Origin of the sequence: Pseudoxanthomonas sp. PXM03 (assembly GCF_014852005.1) — a bacterium.
Taxonomy (GTDB): domain Bacteria; phylum Pseudomonadota; class Gammaproteobacteria; order Xanthomonadales; family Xanthomonadaceae; genus Pseudoxanthomonas_A.
Genome location: NZ_JACVAU010000001.1, coordinates 1,060,214 through 1,076,686, shown reverse-complemented (window position 1 = coordinate 1,076,686; position 16,473 = coordinate 1,060,214). Strand labels below are relative to the sequence as shown.

General features: G+C 67.2%; 14 protein-coding genes. 2 read left to right on the top strand and 12 right to left on the bottom strand.

Translation table 11 applies throughout. The features are described from left to right. Window positions 1-45 precede the first annotated feature (45 nt). The 3 genes from IB223_RS04930 to IB223_RS04920 all read right to left on the bottom strand — a co-directional run bounded on the left by IB223_RS04930 (window position 46) and on the right by IB223_RS04920 (window position 3,949). Window positions 46-2,166, bottom strand: a complete 2,121-nt coding sequence (locus tag IB223_RS04930) for a GGDEF domain-containing phosphodiesterase (RefSeq protein WP_192200531.1) — start codon at window positions 2,164-2,166, stop codon at window positions 46-48. Beyond that, window positions 2,163-3,044, bottom strand: a complete 882-nt coding sequence (locus IB223_RS04925) for a phosphate/phosphite/phosphonate ABC transporter substrate-binding protein (protein WP_192201254.1) — start codon at window positions 3,042-3,044, stop codon at window positions 2,163-2,165. Before IB223_RS04925 ends, IB223_RS04930 begins: the two co-directional genes overlap by 4 nt. A gap of 98 nt (window positions 3,045-3,142) precedes the next feature. Further along, on the bottom strand, window positions 3,143-3,949 hold the full coding sequence (locus tag IB223_RS04920; protein WP_192200530.1) for an RNA methyltransferase: 807 nt from the start codon (window positions 3,947-3,949) through the stop codon (window positions 3,143-3,145). Window positions 3,950-4,044: 95 nt separating this feature from the next. On the opposite strand from IB223_RS04920, the gene IB223_RS04915 reads away from it, so the two are divergent. Next, a complete protein-coding gene (locus IB223_RS04915) occupies window positions 4,045-4,866 on the top strand; it encodes an inositol monophosphatase family protein (protein WP_192200529.1) in 822 nt (273 codons plus the stop codon). Between the two features lie 219 nt (window positions 4,867-5,085). Here IB223_RS04915 and secF read toward each other — a convergent pair whose 3' ends face one another. From secF to IB223_RS04885, 6 genes are all read right to left on the bottom strand, one after another. After that, complete coding sequence (gene secF / locus IB223_RS04910) at window positions 5,086-6,060, bottom strand: protein translocase subunit SecF (RefSeq protein WP_192200528.1); 975 nt, start codon at window positions 6,058-6,060, stop codon at window positions 5,086-5,088. 13 nt (window positions 6,061-6,073) lie between these two features. Then, a complete protein-coding gene (secD, locus tag IB223_RS04905; protein WP_192200527.1) occupies window positions 6,074-7,957 on the bottom strand; it encodes a protein translocase subunit SecD in 1,884 nt (627 codons plus the stop codon). Window positions 7,958-8,059: 102 nt separating this feature from the next. Next, window positions 8,060-8,398, bottom strand: a complete 339-nt coding sequence (gene yajC, locus IB223_RS04900) for a preprotein translocase subunit YajC (RefSeq protein ID WP_192200526.1) — start codon at window positions 8,396-8,398, stop codon at window positions 8,060-8,062. Window positions 8,399-8,579: 181 nt separating this feature from the next. Further along, complete coding sequence (gene tgt, locus IB223_RS04895; protein ID WP_192200525.1) at window positions 8,580-9,719, bottom strand: tRNA guanosine(34) transglycosylase Tgt; 1,140 nt, start codon at window positions 9,717-9,719, stop codon at window positions 8,580-8,582. 151 nt (window positions 9,720-9,870) lie between these two features. After that, window positions 9,871-10,905 (bottom strand): tRNA preQ1(34) S-adenosylmethionine ribosyltransferase-isomerase QueA, encoded by a 1,035-nt coding sequence (queA, locus tag IB223_RS04890; protein WP_192200524.1) that lies wholly within the window; start codon window positions 10,903-10,905, stop codon window positions 9,871-9,873. Window positions 10,906-10,961: 56 nt separating this feature from the next. Continuing rightward, window positions 10,962-11,393, bottom strand: coding sequence for an Lrp/AsnC family transcriptional regulator (locus tag IB223_RS04885; protein ID WP_192200523.1), 432 nt, complete (start codon window positions 11,391-11,393; stop codon window positions 10,962-10,964). 120 nt (window positions 11,394-11,513) lie between these two features. On the opposite strand from IB223_RS04885, the gene IB223_RS04880 reads away from it, so the two are divergent. Further along, a complete protein-coding gene (locus IB223_RS04880; protein WP_192200522.1) occupies window positions 11,514-13,010 on the top strand; it encodes an aminotransferase class III-fold pyridoxal phosphate-dependent enzyme in 1,497 nt (498 codons plus the stop codon). Window positions 13,011-13,121: 111 nt separating this feature from the next. On the opposite strand, the gene IB223_RS04875 is transcribed toward IB223_RS04880, so the two are convergent. From IB223_RS04875 to IB223_RS04865, 3 genes are all read right to left on the bottom strand, one after another. After that, window positions 13,122-13,706, bottom strand: coding sequence for an inorganic diphosphatase (locus tag IB223_RS04875; protein ID WP_225590932.1), 585 nt, complete (start codon window positions 13,704-13,706; stop codon window positions 13,122-13,124). 136 nt (window positions 13,707-13,842) lie between these two features. After that, window positions 13,843-15,207: a metallophosphoesterase family protein gene (locus IB223_RS04870; RefSeq protein ID WP_192200520.1), complete on the bottom strand. Its 1,365-nt coding sequence runs from the start codon at window positions 15,205-15,207 to the stop codon at window positions 13,843-13,845. Window positions 15,208-15,227: 20 nt separating this feature from the next. Beyond that, entirely contained in the window at window positions 15,228-16,379 is a 1,152-nt protein-coding gene (locus tag IB223_RS04865; RefSeq protein ID WP_343227140.1) for a phytase, read from the bottom strand. Between the last annotated feature and the right edge of the window lie 94 nt (window positions 16,380-16,473).

Here is a 16,473-nt window from a genome sequence, read left to right as displayed (position 1 = left end):
GGCGCACGGTCGCGACTCACGTCGCTCCTGCAACAGCGCCCTCTTTCAAGCCACGAGCTGCGCGAATTCGGCTGCGGTGACGGGATACCCCAGCCAGTAGCCCTGCGCCAGGTCGCAGCCGCGCTCGCGCAGCAGGTTGAACTGGCCTTCCTTCTCCACGCCCTCCGCTACCACGGTGATGCCGAGCGAATGCGCCATCGCGATGATGGCCGTGGTCAGCGCAAGGTCGTCGGGGTCACGCAGCATGTCGGCGATGAAGCTGCGGTCGATCTTCACGCCGTCCACCGGCACGCGGCGCAGGTGGCTCAGGCCGGAAAAACCGGTACCGAAATCGTCCAGCCAGACTTTCACGCCGGTGCGATGCAGCGTGGCCAGCAGCGCGCTGGCGTGTGCCTCGTCGCTGATGACGGCGGTCTCGGTGAGCTCGAGGTGCAACCGCGATGCCGCCAGTCCGGTATCGCGCAGGCACTCGGCCACGACGTCCGGCAGGTCGCCGCTGCGCAGTTGGCGCGGCGACACGTTGACCGAGACGAACAGCGGATCCAGCGCATCGCGATCGGTACCCCAGCGCGCGGCGGCCGCGCAGGCGGCCCTCAGGACGCGCGGACCGATGCTCTCGATCAGCCCACTCTGCTCGGCCACGTCGATGAAGACCGATGGCGCCACCATGCCCAGCTCCGGGTGCTGCCAGCGCAGCAGCGCCTCGGCGCCAACGATGCGGCTGTCGGCCATGCGGAACACCGGCTGGTACATCAGGCTCAGTTCGCCACGCTCCCACGCGCCGCGCAGTTCCTGCTCCATCCGCACGCGACGCTCCACGGCCTGGTCCATCGCGCGGCTGTAGAAACGGTAGCAGTTCTTGCCTGCCACCTTGGCCTGGTACATCGCGATGTCGCCGTTCTTCATCAGGGCGGTCGCACCGGATGCATCTTCCGGGAACAGGGTGATGCCGATGGACGTGCCCAGGAAAACCTGGCGGTCCTGCACCACGATGGGACGGCCCAGTTCGGCGACCAGTTTCTCCGCCAGACGCGTGGCGCTGCTGCGCACATCGCCGTCCTGGATCAGGATGACGAACTCGTCGCCGCCGAAGCGCGCCAGCAACGCGTCATCTCCGCCCATCAGGTCCACCGCATCGCGTATGCGGTGCGCGAACTGCTGCAGCACTTCGTCACCGGCCTCATGGCCCAGCGTGTCGTTGACGCGCTTGAAGTCGTCGATGTCGGCGAACAGCAATGCCAGCTGGCGGCCAGCGCCGCGCAGCATCATCAGGCGGTGGTCCAGGCTTTCGCGGAACGCCAGCCGGTTGGTCAGCCCGGTCAGCGAGTCGGTGTACGCCATGCGGCGCACGTCGCGGTCATGCCGCGCGATGCTGTCGCTCATGGTGCCGAATGCACGCACCAGTTCGCCGACTTCGTCCTGACGTTCGCTGGCCATGCGCTCGCCGTTGTAGTTGCCCACCTCGATGTCGTGCGCCGCACGCGCCAGTTGCCGGACCGGCCGGATCAGCGTGCGCTGCACGTACAGCATGATCGCCACGCAGGCGGCGACCAGCGCGGCCAGCAGCAAGGCGATCCAGCCGAGGTGGCGCGCGCCGAGTTCGTTGAGGCGCGCCCGCGCGGCCGCGATGGCCTTCTCCTCGTACGCCCGCACGGAGGCGACCGAGTAACCGACGCGCACCCCGCCGATGCGTTCGCTGCCGATCATGATGGGTTCGGACACGTCCACGATCTGTGCCGACCACTGCGTGTGCATGCTGCGGGCGTTGACGGCCTCATAGGCCAGCGGGTCGGTCATCGTCTGTCCGTAGACGGCGATGTCCGCTGTTCCGTCGTGGATGATCCTGCCCTGGTTGTCGTACACCAGCACGTAGCTCACGTCCGGTTCTTTCTGCGCCGAACGCACGATGCTGCCGATCGCGTCCAGGTCGAAGTAGTACAGCGGATTGGCCAGTGCATCCCCAAGCTGGTCCACCGTTGCCTCGCCATGCCGGCGCAGGCTGTCCTCGACCATGCCGTGCATGGCGTCGCGCCCGAGGTCGGCGACTTCCTGCTGCATCACCTTCTGGCGGTGCAGCAGCGTCGCGAGCAGGGCGATGACCACGACCAGCATGATCGCCATCGCGGCCAGGAAGCGCGCCTGCAGGCCGAAGCGCAGCGCCCTCACTCCACCTGCTCCCTGACGCGGGCGACGCCACGGCGCAGGTTGTCCAGCGCCTGCTGCGATGCCGGATCCACCGGCAGGAACCGGGTGGTGCGGAAAAAGACGTTGAGCGCGTCGCGGGCAGCGGGATCGTTCGCCGCCTCCAGCAGCACCTCGCGCAGGCGGGCTTCCACCGCGGGGTCGAGGTCGCCGCGCACCATCTCGAGTGCGCGCGGGAAATCCTGGGTTTCGTGGATCACGCGGAAGTCGCGCCGGAAGCCCGGCGGCATGCGCCGCACATCGTCCCAGTCTAGGTTGCTGACCACGCCCGCGTCGACCAGACGCTTGTGCACCCAGGCCGCGATATTGAGCTCTGAGCGCGCGAAGACATAACCCACCGAATCCGCAGAGGGGCGGTCCATAGGCGAGAGCAGGATCTCCATCCGCTGGCCTGCATCCAGCAGGGCCACGGAGGGTGCGAAATAGGCGCTGGTCGACGCGGTGTTCTGGAAGGCCACCGTACGGCCCTTGAGATCGGCCAGCCGCTCCAGCCCGCTGTCGCGGCGGACGAAGAACACGCCGTGGTAGCGGCTCACGCCCCCGCGTTCGGTCAGCAGCATCGGGCGCGCGCCGGCACGCTCCTGCAGCCGCATGCCGGTGCCGGCCGTCTCGGTAACCCAGTCCACCCGGCCACGACGCAGGTAGCTGGTCATCTGCTGGGTATCCCGCGCCATCAGGATGCGACCTTCGGTGATGCCCACGTCACGCATCCGCGGCACCACGTAGTCGAGCAGCGGCTTGAGCTGCTCGTAGTGGGCCTTCGGGTCGTCGCTGATGCGTCCCAGAACCAGGACGCGTTCGTCACCGGCGGCGCTGGCCGGCGCGACGCTTGCGGGTAGCAGTGCTGCGCCGATCGCGGCCAGCGCCAGGCTGAACCAGGTTGTACGCAACGATAGGCGCCCGCCGAAACGATGGCGGCAGCCTAGCGGAAAACGTGACCTTAAGACAGTGATCCGGCGCCGCCACTGCCCGCCAGCCGGGCCATGCGCTGCGCATCGGCCAGGATGCCCCGCAGCAGGCGTACCTCCTGCTCGTTCAGATCGGCCTTGTTGAACAGCCGCCGCAGCTTGCGCATGGCCGAATCCGGCGTGCGCCCCTTGTGGAAATCGATCGCGTCCAGCGTCTCGCCCAACTGGAGGAAGAAGCCCTCCATGTGCGCATGACTGGCGGGCGCTTCATCGGGCGGCACGACCACGGCATCCGCCACCTGCGTGCGCTCCAGCAGCGCGAGCCTCAGCTCGTAGGCCAGGACCTGCACGGCCGCCGCCAGGTTGAGCGAGCTGTACTCGGGATTGGCCGGGATGTGCACCGCCGCATGGCAGAGCTGCAGTTCCTCGTTGCTCAGCCCGGTGCGCTCCCGGCCGAACACCAGGGCCACCTCGCCACCCGTCGCGGCACGCCCGACCGCGAGGGCAGCCGCCTGCCGTGGCGCATGTTCTTCCAGTTGCACGCGACGGCTGCGGGCGGTGCAGCCGAGGACCAGCTGGCAGTCGGCCACGGCGTCGGCCAGCGTGGCGACCACGGCGGCATCGGCCAGCAGGTCGTCCGCCCCGGCCGCGCGCCGGTACGCCTCTTCCGCGGGGTAGTTCTCGGGCGCCACCAGCACCAGCCGCGTCAGGCCCATGGTCTTCAGCGCGCGGGCGGCCGCGCCGATGTTGCCGGGGTGCTGGGTGCCCACCAGCACGACGCGCAGGCGGGCGGAGGCGGCCAGGGAAACGGGATCTGTGAAGGAAACGGGCGTGTTCATGGGGGCAAATGGTAAACTGCGCGGGCCGGTCTTCGCGCCGTGCTGCTCTTTTCCACTTGTTCGCCCCACCCCACGCCTGTCCGAGGTTCGTTCGCATGCAGAAGCCCGTCGTCACCGTCATGACCAAGGCAGCCCGCCTGGCAGGCAACGTGCTGTTGCGCAGCATCAACAAGCTGGATGCACTGAACGTGGTGCAGAAGGAGCGGATGGACTACGCGAGCGAAGTGGACGCCGATGCCGAGAAGGTCATCATCAAGGAACTGCGCCGCGCCTATCCGGACTACGGGTTCGTGGGCGAGGAAAGCGGCGCCCAGATCAACGGCCGCTACACCTTCGTGATCGACCCGCTGGACGGCACCAGCAACTACCTGCGCGGCTTCCCGCACTACTGCGTGTCCATCGCCCTGGTGGACAACGGCGAACCGACCGACGCGGTGATCTTCGATCCGCTGCGCAACGACCTGTTCACCGCCAGCCGCGGCGCCGGCGCGCAGCTCAACGAGCGCCGCATCCGCGTGGCCGATCGCAAGGAACTGGCCGGCACCGTCATCATCACCGGCTTCCCGCCGCGCGAACGTGCCCGTGCCGGCGCCCAGTTGGAGTGCGTCCGCGAATTGCTGGTGCACGCCGAGGACATCCGTCGCACCGGCTCGGCCGCGCTCGACCTGGCCTACGTGGCCTGTGGTCGTGCCGATGCCTACTTCGAAGCCGGCGTGAAGGACTGGGACATCGCCGCCGGCGTGCTGCTGGTCCGCGAAGCCGGCGGCAAGGTCTGCGACTTCCGTGGCGCCGCCCTGGGCAAGATCGACGGCCGCACCGCCCTCCCCCGCCAGATCGTGGCCGGCAACCTCAAGGTCGCCGAAGCGCTGCAGAAGACCATCGTGTCGTCGGGCTACGCGGCGGCGTTCAACGCGTGACGCCCGATGGGCGGGCTGTTGTAGGAGCGACGTAAGTCGCGACCGCGCATCCAGGGCGCCAGGGACACCCGCTACACGCGCCGATCCCAGCCATTCGTGTCTCACCGATCCAGCCGATGGTCCAGCCGTGCGGTCGCGACTGACGTCGCTCCTACACAAGTCAACGCCACGAAAAAGGCCGCGCAATGCGCGGCCTTTTTCTTTGGGAAACGGCGCTGCTTACGGACGACGCGCCAGCAGCGCCTCGTCCTTGGCCTTGGGCATCAGGTCCTGCTTGGTGACCGTCAGGAAGCCGATGGTCAGCAACGGACAGGCCACGAAGATCGACGAGATGGTACCCAGCACGATGCCGATCATCTGCGACAGCGCCATGCCTTCCAGCGAACCGCCGCCATACAGGTACAGCGCGAACACGGTCAGGAACGCGACGAACGAGGTGATGATCGTGCGCGACAGCGTCTGGTTGATCGAACGGTTCAGGATCTCCATCGGCTCTGCGCGCAGGTTGCGGAAATTCTCACGCACACGGTCGAACACCACGATCTTGTCGTTGATCGAGAAGCCCATCACCGACAGCAGGCCAGCCAGGATGGTCAGGTCGAACTCGATGCCGCTGAAGGCGAAGAAGCCGGCCACGATCAGCACGTCCGCCAAGGTCGTGACGATGGCGGAGACGGCGAACTTCCACTCGAAGCGCACGGCGATGTAGATCAGGAAACCCACCACCACGAACAGCAGCGTGTACAGGCCGTTGAGCGCGAGTTCCTTGCCGACCTGCGGGCCGACGAACTCGCTGCGCATCACCGTCGCCGTATTGCCTTCACTGGAAGCCAGGCGCAGCACATCCTGAGCGGTGCGGTCGCTGGCCTCGGCGCCGGCCGCCGTGCCGGCGTCCTCGCGCGGCTGCAGGCGCACCAGCAGGTCGCTGCCGGTACCGAACGTCTGTACCTGGGCGCTGCCGTAACCGCCGGCTTCCAGCCGCTCGCGCACGCTGTCCACGTTGGGCGGGGTCTGGAAGCGCAGTTCGACCACCGTGCCGCCGGTGAAATCCAGCGCGAAGTTGAAGCTCTTGAACGCGATGGCGCCGATCGCGGCGATCGCCAGCAGCGCGGCGATGCCTATGGACACCCAGCGCACGCGCATGAAGTTGAAGTTGGTGGTGTGCGGGATCAGCCGCAACGGGAAAAGGCTCATCTTCTGTCTCCCGTCAGATGGCGATGGACTTGATCTTGCGGCGGCCGCCGTAGATCAGGGTGGCGATGCCGCGCGACACGGTGACCGCGGTGAACACGGACGTCAGGATGCCGATGACCATCGTCACGGCGAAGCCCTTGAGCGGGCCGGTGCCGAAGGCATACAGCGCCACGCCGGCCAGCAGCGCGGTCATGTTGGAGTCGAAGATGGTGCCCGATGCCTTGTCGTAACCGGTCGCGATGGCGGCCTGGGGTGGCACGCCCGCGCGCAACTCCTCGCGTATGCGTTCGTTGATCAGCACGTTGGCGTCCACCGACATGCCGATGGTCAGCGCCAGGCCGGCGAAGCCGGGCAGCGTCATGGTTGCACCGAACAGCGACATCACCGCCACCACCATCACCAGGTTGAGCAGCAGCGCGATGCAGGTGATCAGGCCGAACATGCGGTAGTACACGAGGAAGAACGCCAGCGCGAACACGAAGGAGAACACCACGGCCTTGGTGCCGCGAGCGACGTTCTCGGCGCCCAGGCTGGGGCCGACCACGCGCTCTTCGATGAAATCCATCGGCGCGGCCAGCGAGCCGGCGCGCAGCAGCTTGGCCAGGTTGTCGGCCTCGGTCTTCTCCAGGCCGGTGGTCTGGAAGTTCTTGCCGAACACGCCGGCGATGCGGGTCGGCGCCAGCGCTTCCTCGCGCACGCGCACGCTGCGCACTTCCTTGCCGTCGACCATGGTCACGGTCGGCACGCGTTCGATGTACACCACCGACATCAGCTTGCCCACGTTGGCGCTGGTGTAGTCGAACATGCGCTGGCCGGCGATGTTGTTGAGGGTCACGTCCACGGCCGGCAGGCCGTTGTTGTCCACGCCCACGCGGGCGTTGACCATTTCGTCGCCGGACGCGAGCACGCGCTTGTTCAACAGCACCGGACCGGCGTTGTCGCGCAGCTGGAAGACCTTGGCCTCCGGCGGGATACGGCCGCTGGCCACGGCGTCGGCGGCATTGCCTTCCACCACCGCGCGGAACTCGAGCGTGGCGGTCGCGCCGATCAGGCGCTTGGCCTCGGCGGTGTCCTGAACACCCGGCAGCTGCACGACCACGCGGTCGTTGCCCTGGCGCTGGATGATGGGTTCGGACACGCCGATCTCGTTGATGCGGTTGCGCAGCGTGGTCAGGTTCTGCTCGATCGCTTCGCTGGCGATCTGCTCCAGCTCCGCCTGCGGCAGGCCGATGGTGATCTGGTTGCCAGAGGCCTGGTAGGTCAGGCCCGAGCCCGTGGCCAGCGTGCCGCCCGTGTTGCCGCGTGAGCTCAGGGTCTGCGCCAGCGCCTGCTGCGCGGCGGCAACGTCTTCGCCATCTGCCAGCGTCACCACGATGCTGTTGTCGGGGCGACGTTCGACCGCCGTGTAGCGTACGCGCTTGTCGCGCAGGGTGACGCGGGTGTCTTCCAGATAGCCGTCGACACGCTTGTCCAGCGCTGCCTTCTGGTCGACCTGCAGCACGAAGTGCACGCCACCCTGCAGGTCCAGGCCCTGCACCATCGGACGCGCACCGACATTGCCCAGCCAGTCCGGCACGGTGGAAGCCAGGCTCAGCGCAACCAGGTAGTCCTGGCCCAGCGCCTCGCGCAACGCGTCGTTGGCCGTGGTCTGTGCCTCCAGGCTGGGCAGGCGCACGAGCATGCTGGAGGCCTCGGTATCGACCTCCTTGGCCTGCACGCCCGCATCCTTCAACGCGGCATCCACGCGGCTGCGCAGCGCGGCGTCGATGGCGAAACCGCGGTTGGCGGTGATCTGCACGGAGGGATCCTGCGGATACAGGTTGGGCAGCGCATACAACGCGCTTGCCAACACGACGATCAGGATCAGGACGTATTTCCAGCGAGGGAATTCAAGCATCGTGGCGACCCGCGCAGGCCCTTCCCGGGCATGCGCTCAGCAATGGTTCGGAAACAGCGGGAATCCACCCTGCCACATGCGCGGCAAGGTGGAGGAAGCGGATCAGGCGGACTTCAGCGTACCCTTCGGCAGCACGTTGCCCACGGCGGCCTTCTGCACGCGCACGCGCACGTTGTCGGCCACTTCCAGGGTGACGAAGTTGTCGCCGATGTCGGTGACGGTGCCGGCGATGCCGCCGGAGGTGATGACCTCGTCGCCCTTGGACAGCTTGTCCAGCATCGAACGGTGTTCCTTCGCGCGCTTCATCTGCGGGCGGATCATCAGGAAGTACATGACGGCGATCAGGGCGATCGGCATCAGCAGGCCGAAGCCGCCCATGCCCTGCGGGGCCGGCGCGGCCTGCGCGAACGCGGGGGCAATGAAGAAATCAAGCAGATTCATGGACTTGTCCATTCAGTATTAAAAGCAGCCGGGGATTATGCCATGCGCGACAGGGGGCCGCCCGGGCTACCCGCTGGTCCGGACCGGAAAAGACCGCGGCGGCGCCGAATGGTTCCCGGCCGAGGGCGGAAACCGCCCCGCGCCGGGGCGCCATGGACCCGCCAGCGGTGCCCTCGCCCTCCTACAGGGGCATGGGTTCCGCGCCCCGGGCCGCGTAGAAGGCGGCCCGAAAATCGGAGAACCGCCCCTCCGCGATGGCCGCACGCATCTGCGCCATCACCTGCTGGTAGTACCAGAGGTTGTGCAGGGTTCCCAGCATCGGGGCCAGCATCTCGTTGCAGCGGTCCAGGTGGCGCAGGTAGCTGCGGGTGAACCCGTTGCGGCAGGCATAGCAGCCGCACCCCGGCTCGATCGGCTGCAGATCGTGCTCGTACTTGGCGTTGCGGATGCGGACCGTGCCGAACGAGGTGAAGTAGTGGCCATTGCGTGCGTTGCGGGTCGGCATGACGCAGTCGAACATGTCCACGCCGCGCGCCACCGCTTCCACTAGGTCTTCGGGTCGGCCCACGCCCATCAGGTAGCGCGGCTGGTCCTCCGGCAACTGCGGGCAGGTGTGTTCGAGCGTCGTGTTGCGTTCCTGCTCGGTCTCGCCGACCGCGAGGCCGCCGATCGCGTAGCCGTCGAAGCCGATCGCCTTCAGGCCGTCCGCCGAGCGCGAGCGCAGGTCGTGGTGCACGCCGCCCTGCACGATGCCGAACAGTGCCGCGTCGTTGCCTTCGTGCGCGCGCTTCGAGCGCTCCGCCCAGCGCAGCGACAGCTCCATCGATCGCTCGATGACGCGTGGGTCCACCGGCTTGCCATCCACGTTCACCGGCGGGCACTCGTCGAAGATCATCACGATGTCCGAACCCAGCACACGCTGGATGTTCATGCTCTCCTCGGGACCGAGGAACACCTTGCTGCCATCAACCGGCGAGGCGAACGTCACACCCTGCTCAGTGATCTTGCGCCGGTGCGCCAGCGAGAACACCTGGAAACCGCCGGAGTCGGTGAGGATCGGCTTGTTCCAGCGGGCGAACCCGTGCAGGCCGCCATGCGCGCCGATCACGTCCAGTCCCGGCCGCAGGTACAGATGGAAGGTGTTGCCGAGGATGATCTCGGCGCCCAGGTCCTCCACGTGTTCGGGCAGGATGCCCTTCACCGACCCGTAGGTGCCCACCGGCATGAAGGCCGGCGTCTCGATCGTGCCGCGCGGGAAAGTCACGCGGCCGCGGCGGGCGGCGCCATCGGTGGTGAGCAGGTCGAAGGACATGCGGCTCATGCGGACACCATGCCGCGCGCCCGATCTCCGTCATTCCGGCGGAAGCCGGAATCCATTTGGCTGTTGGTGTTGCGGTCGGAAGCCAAAATCAAAATGGATTCCGACTTTTGCCGGAATGACGATCCGATTTCTGACGCGGAACGGCCACGATTCACTTGGCATCCTCCGGGAACAACAGCATCGCGTCTCCATACGAGAAGAACCGGTACTGCTCGCGCACCGCATGGGCGTAGGCGGCCATGATCCGATCCTTGCCAGCGAACGCGCTGACCAGCATCAGCAGCGTGCTTTCCGGCAGGTGGAAGTTGGTGACCATCGCATCGACACTGCGGATGCGGTAGCCGGGGAAGATAAAGATCTGCGTCTCGCCCGCGAACGGCTGCAGTTCTCCGTCCCGCATTGCGGACTCCAGCGCGCGCACGACGGTGGTCCCCACCGCGATCACGCGACCGCCGCGGGCACGCGCGGCACGCACCTGCTCGACCAGCACTGCGCCGACGTTGAGCCATTCGCTGTGCATGTGGTGCTCGTGGATGTTGTCCACGCGCACCGGCTGGAAGGTGCCCGCCCCCACATGCAGCGTCACGTGGCCGAATTCCACGCCACGCTCGCGCAGCGCGGACAGCAGCCCATCATCGAAATGCAGGCCAGCGGTCGGTGCCGCCACCGCGCCCAGTTCCCGCGCAAAGACCGTCTGATAGCGCTCGTCGTCGTCCTTGCCGGGATCGCGCTGGATGTAGGGCGGCAACGGCAGCCGCCCGGCCGACAGCAGCCAGCTTTCCAGCGAATCCGGCACATGGAAGCGCAACTGGTAGAACTCGCCGTCACGACCCACCACGTCCGCCTCGCCACCGGCGTCCAACTGGATGCGGCTGCCCGGCTTGGGCGATTTGCTGGCGCCGATCTGCGCACGCGCGGCGTTGTCCGGCAGCAGGCGCTCGATCAGGATTTCCACGCGCCCACCGCTTTCCTTCTGCCCGAACAGGCGCGCGGGAATCACGCGGGTGTCGTTGAACACCAGCAGATCGCCGGGCTGTACCCATTCCGGCAGGTCGCGCACATGGCGGTCGGCGAACGGCACGTCACCCGGCGGCACCACGAGCAGCCGGCTCGCGGAACGCTCGGCCAGCGGCGCCTGCGCGATCAGCGCATCGGGCAGGTCGAAGTGGAAATCGGACTTCTTCACGGTCGGGGCCTTGCGGGGGCGTGCATTGTACGTGAGCGGACCCGGACGCCTCGCCGTCAGCGCTCGAACTTGGTCGACAGCACGATCGACGAGGTGGTGCGCTCCACGCCTTCGAGTGCGCCGATGCGGTCGGTCAGCAGGTCCATGTCGCCCACCGTGGGCACCGCGCCGATGGCGATCAGGTCGTGGCTGCCGCTGACCGAATGCAGCACCCGCAGTTCCGGCATCGCCCTCAGGGCGGCGACCACCGAGGTCATCTGCTTGGGGTGCACGGCAATCATGATGTGCGCGCGCAGGTGGCTGCGGTCGTACTCATCGTGCACGCGCACGGTGTAGCCGCTGATCACGCCTTCGCGCTCCAGCCGCTCGATCCGGCTCTGCACCGTGGTCCGTGACAGGTTCAGCCGGCGCGCGATCTGGGCGGTGGAGGCCCGTGCGTTCTCACGGAGCATTGAGAGCAGTTGCTGGTCGGCGTCGGTGAGTTTCATGCGGCAGCTTGAGTTTCGTCGAATCGACGAAATATCCTCTAAATCAGCGCAGTTCACAACTGTCAAATGACGAATTATTCCCGATAATAACGGTTTGCCGCTTGCTGCCGGAGGATTTCCATGGCCCTGATCGACCACCTCGCCCCGCTCCGCGCCCACCAGGGCCAGCGCCTGACCCACGGCTTGGACGATGCCGCCATCGAGCGCCTGGCAAAGGCCCATCCGGACCTGACCGCCGTCATCGAAGCGGCCGCGGCCGAACATGCCCGCCTGAAGGACGAGTTCGCCGAACTGTTCGACCTGGATGAGGCCGAGCAGCTGCGTGCCGTGCAGGCCGGCTACGTCAACTTCTACGCCGAAGACGCCATCAACCCCTACATCGCGCTCGCCGCGCGCGGCCCGTGGGTCGTCACCCTCAATGGTGCGGTGCTGTACGACGCCGGCGGCTACGGCATGCTCGGCTTCGGCCACACACCGGCCGCCGTGCTGGACGCGATCGCACGCCCGCAGGTGATGGCCAACATCATGACCCCCAGTCTGTCGCAGCTGCGCTTCGACCGCGCCCTGCGCAAGGAGATCGGCCACACCCGCGGCGGCTGCCCGTTCGCGAAGTTCCTGTGCCTGAACTCCGGCTCCGAGTCCGTCGGCCTGGCCGCGCGCATCGCCGACATCAACAGCAAGCTGATGACCGATCCGGACGGCCGCCACGCCGGCCGCACCATCAAGCGCATCGTGGTGAAGGGCAGCTTCCACGGCCGCACCGAACGCCCGGCGCTGTATTCGGATTCCTCGCGCAAGTCCTACCAGCAGCACCTGGCCAGCTACCGCGGCGAGGATTCGGTCATCGCCATCCCGCCGTACGACGTGGACGCGCTGAAGCAGGCGTTCGCCGATGCGGAGACCAAGGGCTGGTTCGTCGAAGCCGTATTCCTTGAGCCGGTGATGGGCGAAGGCGACCCGGGCCGCTCGGTGCCGCCGGCGTTCTACGCCGCGGCACGCGAACTGACCCGCAGCCACGGCAGCCTGTTCCTGGTCGACTCGATCCAGGCCGGCCTGCGCGCGCACGGCGTGCTGTCCATCGTCGACTACCCGGGCTTCGAAGGCCTGGATGCGCCGGACATGGAAACCTATTCCAAGGCGCTGAACGCCGCGCAGTACCCGCTGTCGGTGCTCGCCGTGAACGAGCGCGCCGCCGGCCTGTACCGCAAGGGCGTCTACGGCAACACCATGACCACCAACCCGCGCGCGCTCGACGTCGCCTGTGCCACGCTGGCGCAGCTGACCCAGCAAGTACGCGAGAACATCCGCAAGCGCGGCCTCGAAGCCGTGCAGAAGCTGCAACAGCTGCAGGCGGAACTCGGCGGCCTGATCACCAACGTGCAGGGCACCGGCCTGCTGTTCTCGTGCGAGCTGTCGCCGGCCTTCAAGTGCTACGGCGCCGGCTCCACCGAAGAATGGCTGCGCCAGCAGGGCCTCAACGTCATCCACGGCGGCGCCAACTCGCTGCGCTTCACCCCGCACTTCGCCATCGATGGCGAGGAACTCGACCTGCTGGTCGGCATGGTGGGCAAGGCGCTGCGCGAGGGTCCGCGCATCAGCCAGGCCGCGGCGGCCTGATCGGAAAGCGGACCCCAAAGAAAAAGGCGAGCCTCGGCTCGCCTTTTCTTTCGTAGGGTGGGCCTTGGCCCACCATCCACACGTCGGATCAACGGTGGGCCAGGGCCCACCCTACGGTTGTGCGGTGAAGCGCTCCAGCGATTCGCGGATCAACGCCTTCGCCTCCTTCGCATCACCGTAGCCATTGAGCTGCACCGGATTGCGACCCTTCGGCAGGTCCTTGTAGATGCGGAAGAACGCCTCGATGCGCTGGCGTTCGATTTCCGGCAGGTCGGTCAGGTCGCGGATGCCGGCGTAGGTCGGGTCGATCTTGTCGGTGGGTACGCCGATGATCTTCTCGTCGTGCTTTCCGTCGTCGAGCATGCGCAGTACGCCGATCGGCCGGAACTTCACCAGCACGCCCGGATGCAGCGGCTCGCGCGTCAGCACCAGGGCGTCCAGCGGATCACCGTCGCCGGCCAGCGTGCGCGGCATCGAACCGTAGTTGGCGGGATACGCCACCGGCATAGACTGGAAACGGTCCACGAAGACCAGCCCTTCGTCGTTGATCTCGTACTTGGTGAAGCTGCCGGCGGGGATTTCCACGGCCAGCAATACCTCCTCAGGCGCCGCCTTCGGCTGCTGGGCGAGGAACGGGTGGCGGATGTGCGCTTCGCGAGCGAGGGCGTTTCCCGCGCAAAGGGCGAGCAGGAACATCAGACAGACACGACGCATGGCAGGCCTCGTTGTAGGAGGGGCTTCAGCCCCGACAGAATGGATTCGGAAAAACTCGGCAGTCGGGGCTGGCTTTCAACAGCCGAATGGCTGGTCAGCCCCTCCTACATGAGCCGCATCATTCCCAGCACCGGTCGGCGCGGCCCTTCAGGGTCTCGGCGCGGGTGCAGGTACGTTCTTCGATGCGGCCTTCTGCGTGCTCGACAAGCTGCTTGCCGGCGGTCCCACCATCGACGAGGTCGAAGGCATCGTAGAGGCGGCCCGTCGCCGTGCGCGCCTCGTAACGCAGGCGCGGACCGTCGAAGCGCAGCACCTGGAAAAGCTGGGTGTCCTCGGCGACGGGCCGCATCGTCTTGCGCGCCTCGTCGGAGAGCCGGTACTGCTTGGCGCCGGTGACGGACACCACGAACACCGGCGTCGGCGCTTCGTTCTTCAGGCGACCGTATACGTGGTCGTGTCCCTGCAGCACCAGGTCGACCTTGCGTTTGCGGATCACCGGCAGCAAGTGCTGGCGCAGCAGCACGTTGTCGCGGCCTTCGCGCGGTGAGAAGAACGGCTGGTGCGTCAGCACGATGCTCCAGCGCTTCGGATTGCTGGCGAGGACACCATCCAGCCATGCCGCCTGCGCCTTCGCTGTCCCGAGATCCAGTGCCGACGTACCGTCGATCACCACCACGCGCACGTTCTGGTAGTCGAACCAGTAGGTCGTGCGCTTCGCCTGCGCCACGCCGTTGCCCGGCAGCGCGAACGTCACCGGCCAGTGCGCGCCGAGCACGCGGCGTTCCTGCGGCGTGTCCTCGAACTCCTCGAAGTACTCGTGGTTGCCCGGCGCCGGCGCGACCACCAGCGAGGTCGGCAGCACTTCGTTCGCCTCGAACCACTCGCCCCACTCGTTGTCGTCTTCGCCATCGCCGCCGCTGACCAGATCCCCGGCGAACAGGGCCAGGCGCGCATCCGGCGCTGCCCGCATCGCTTCGCGCACGACCCGCGTGGTCAGGCTGACGTTCTTGTTCTGGGTATCGCCGAAATACAGCAGCGTCAGCGGCGAGCCCGTCGTCGCGGCCGTGCGGGTGTGGTGCCACGCGCTCCAGGTGCGGTCGCCCTGCACGCGCCAGGCGTACAGCGTGTCGGCCTGCAAGCCGTCGACGTCCGCGCGATGATGGTGCGCATCGCCGTTCTCGGTCTTCAGTGGGGTACTGGTCGCGGCGATCCGGCGTGGCTCACCCATGTCCGGCGAATCGCCCGCGACGACGATCTCCAACTGCGGCGCGCTGACACGCGCATCCGTGCGCCACGCAACCGAGAAACCATTGGCCGCGTCCTGTGCGGGCGAGGCCACGATGCGGTCCGGGAAGCCGCTCGGCGCATAGCGCACGACGCCCTTCGGCACGCGCGTGTTCGGTTCGGGCTGGCGTGCCGCTGCTTCCCGCGCGAGCGTCGTCGCGCAGTTCCCCAGCAACAGCACGACCAGCACCCACTTCATTACGGCATCCCCTGCACGCTTCATTCGGCGCGACACTCCGGCAACGACAAGGCCTTAGCGATGTCGCGCCAGTCGAATGCCGCCACCGCCTGGTCGTCGTCGACCGCGTAGAACGCGCCCTGCGGAAAACGCGCGTCGGCGCTCTGGTCCAGCCACACGCCGTCGGTGTTCGCGGTCTTGTTGCCGGCGAACGCACCCTTGTACGTCAGCGTGATGCGGTCGAAGACATGGAACACGCTGCGGTCCTTGAACTGATCGGTGGCGATCCAGTAACCTGCGCCGCCCGCGCACTGCGCCAGCGCCATGCCCTCGGCCTGCGCCTTGAACAGGTCCGTGCCGATGTCGCGGCCACGATAGGTGCCATCCAGCCCATACTCGCGCAGGCGCGTGCCGACGGCGACATCCTCTTCCGCCAGCAGCAGGCGATCGTTCGCCGCATCGCCGAACACGGATTCCGCAATGCGGATCGCGCCAGCTTCACCGGTGTCGCCGAACATGCCGGCCAGATTGGCCTTCCAGCCGCCCTCGGCGCGCTGCAGGTGGTAGCGCTTGAAGCGCTGGCCCAGTTCGGCCAGCGGCGGCGGCGCATCCTCGTTCTGCGGCGACATGTAGTTGTCGCTGACGATCACCTCGTACGCGTCTTTCTGCGGGCGCACCCACAGACCGTAAGGCTGCTTCAGCTCGTCCGCACCGAACACGAGCAGCGGCTTGAAGTCGGGTAGCTGGAACACCTGCACGCGCCGGTTATCGCGCTCGACCACCAGCACCAGGTCGTCGATCACCGCGATCCCGTTCGGCCGCTGCATCTGGCCCAGCTCGCTGCCCGGACCCGAGACCGTGCGCAGCTGCTTGCCGGTGCCGCCGTCGTAGACGACCAGGCGGTGCGTGTCCTTGGCGGTGGCGATCAGCCAGCGCGTGCCGTCGGCCGCGCGCCAGCTTGCGGGCGAATCGACATTCTCCGCGGGCGTCGCCGGTGTGATGAACGCTTCGGGCACCACGACGTGCGCGATCTTCGCCTCGCTCAGCAGCGGATCCTTCTCGACGTTCTCGTCGGGCTCCTTCTCGCGCGCCTGCGCACTGGTTTCCGCGGGAGATGCGGCGGGCGTGGCGGGTTTCCCACCGCATGCGGCGATCAGGAGCGGAACGGCAAGCAAGGCAAGGCGTGGTTTCACTGGTTTCCCCATGACATGACGGCGTCAACAAACGGTCATGTTTTACGCAGGCTTCGTGACGCTTTCGTGTCAGCGTACGACACGCGGATACCTG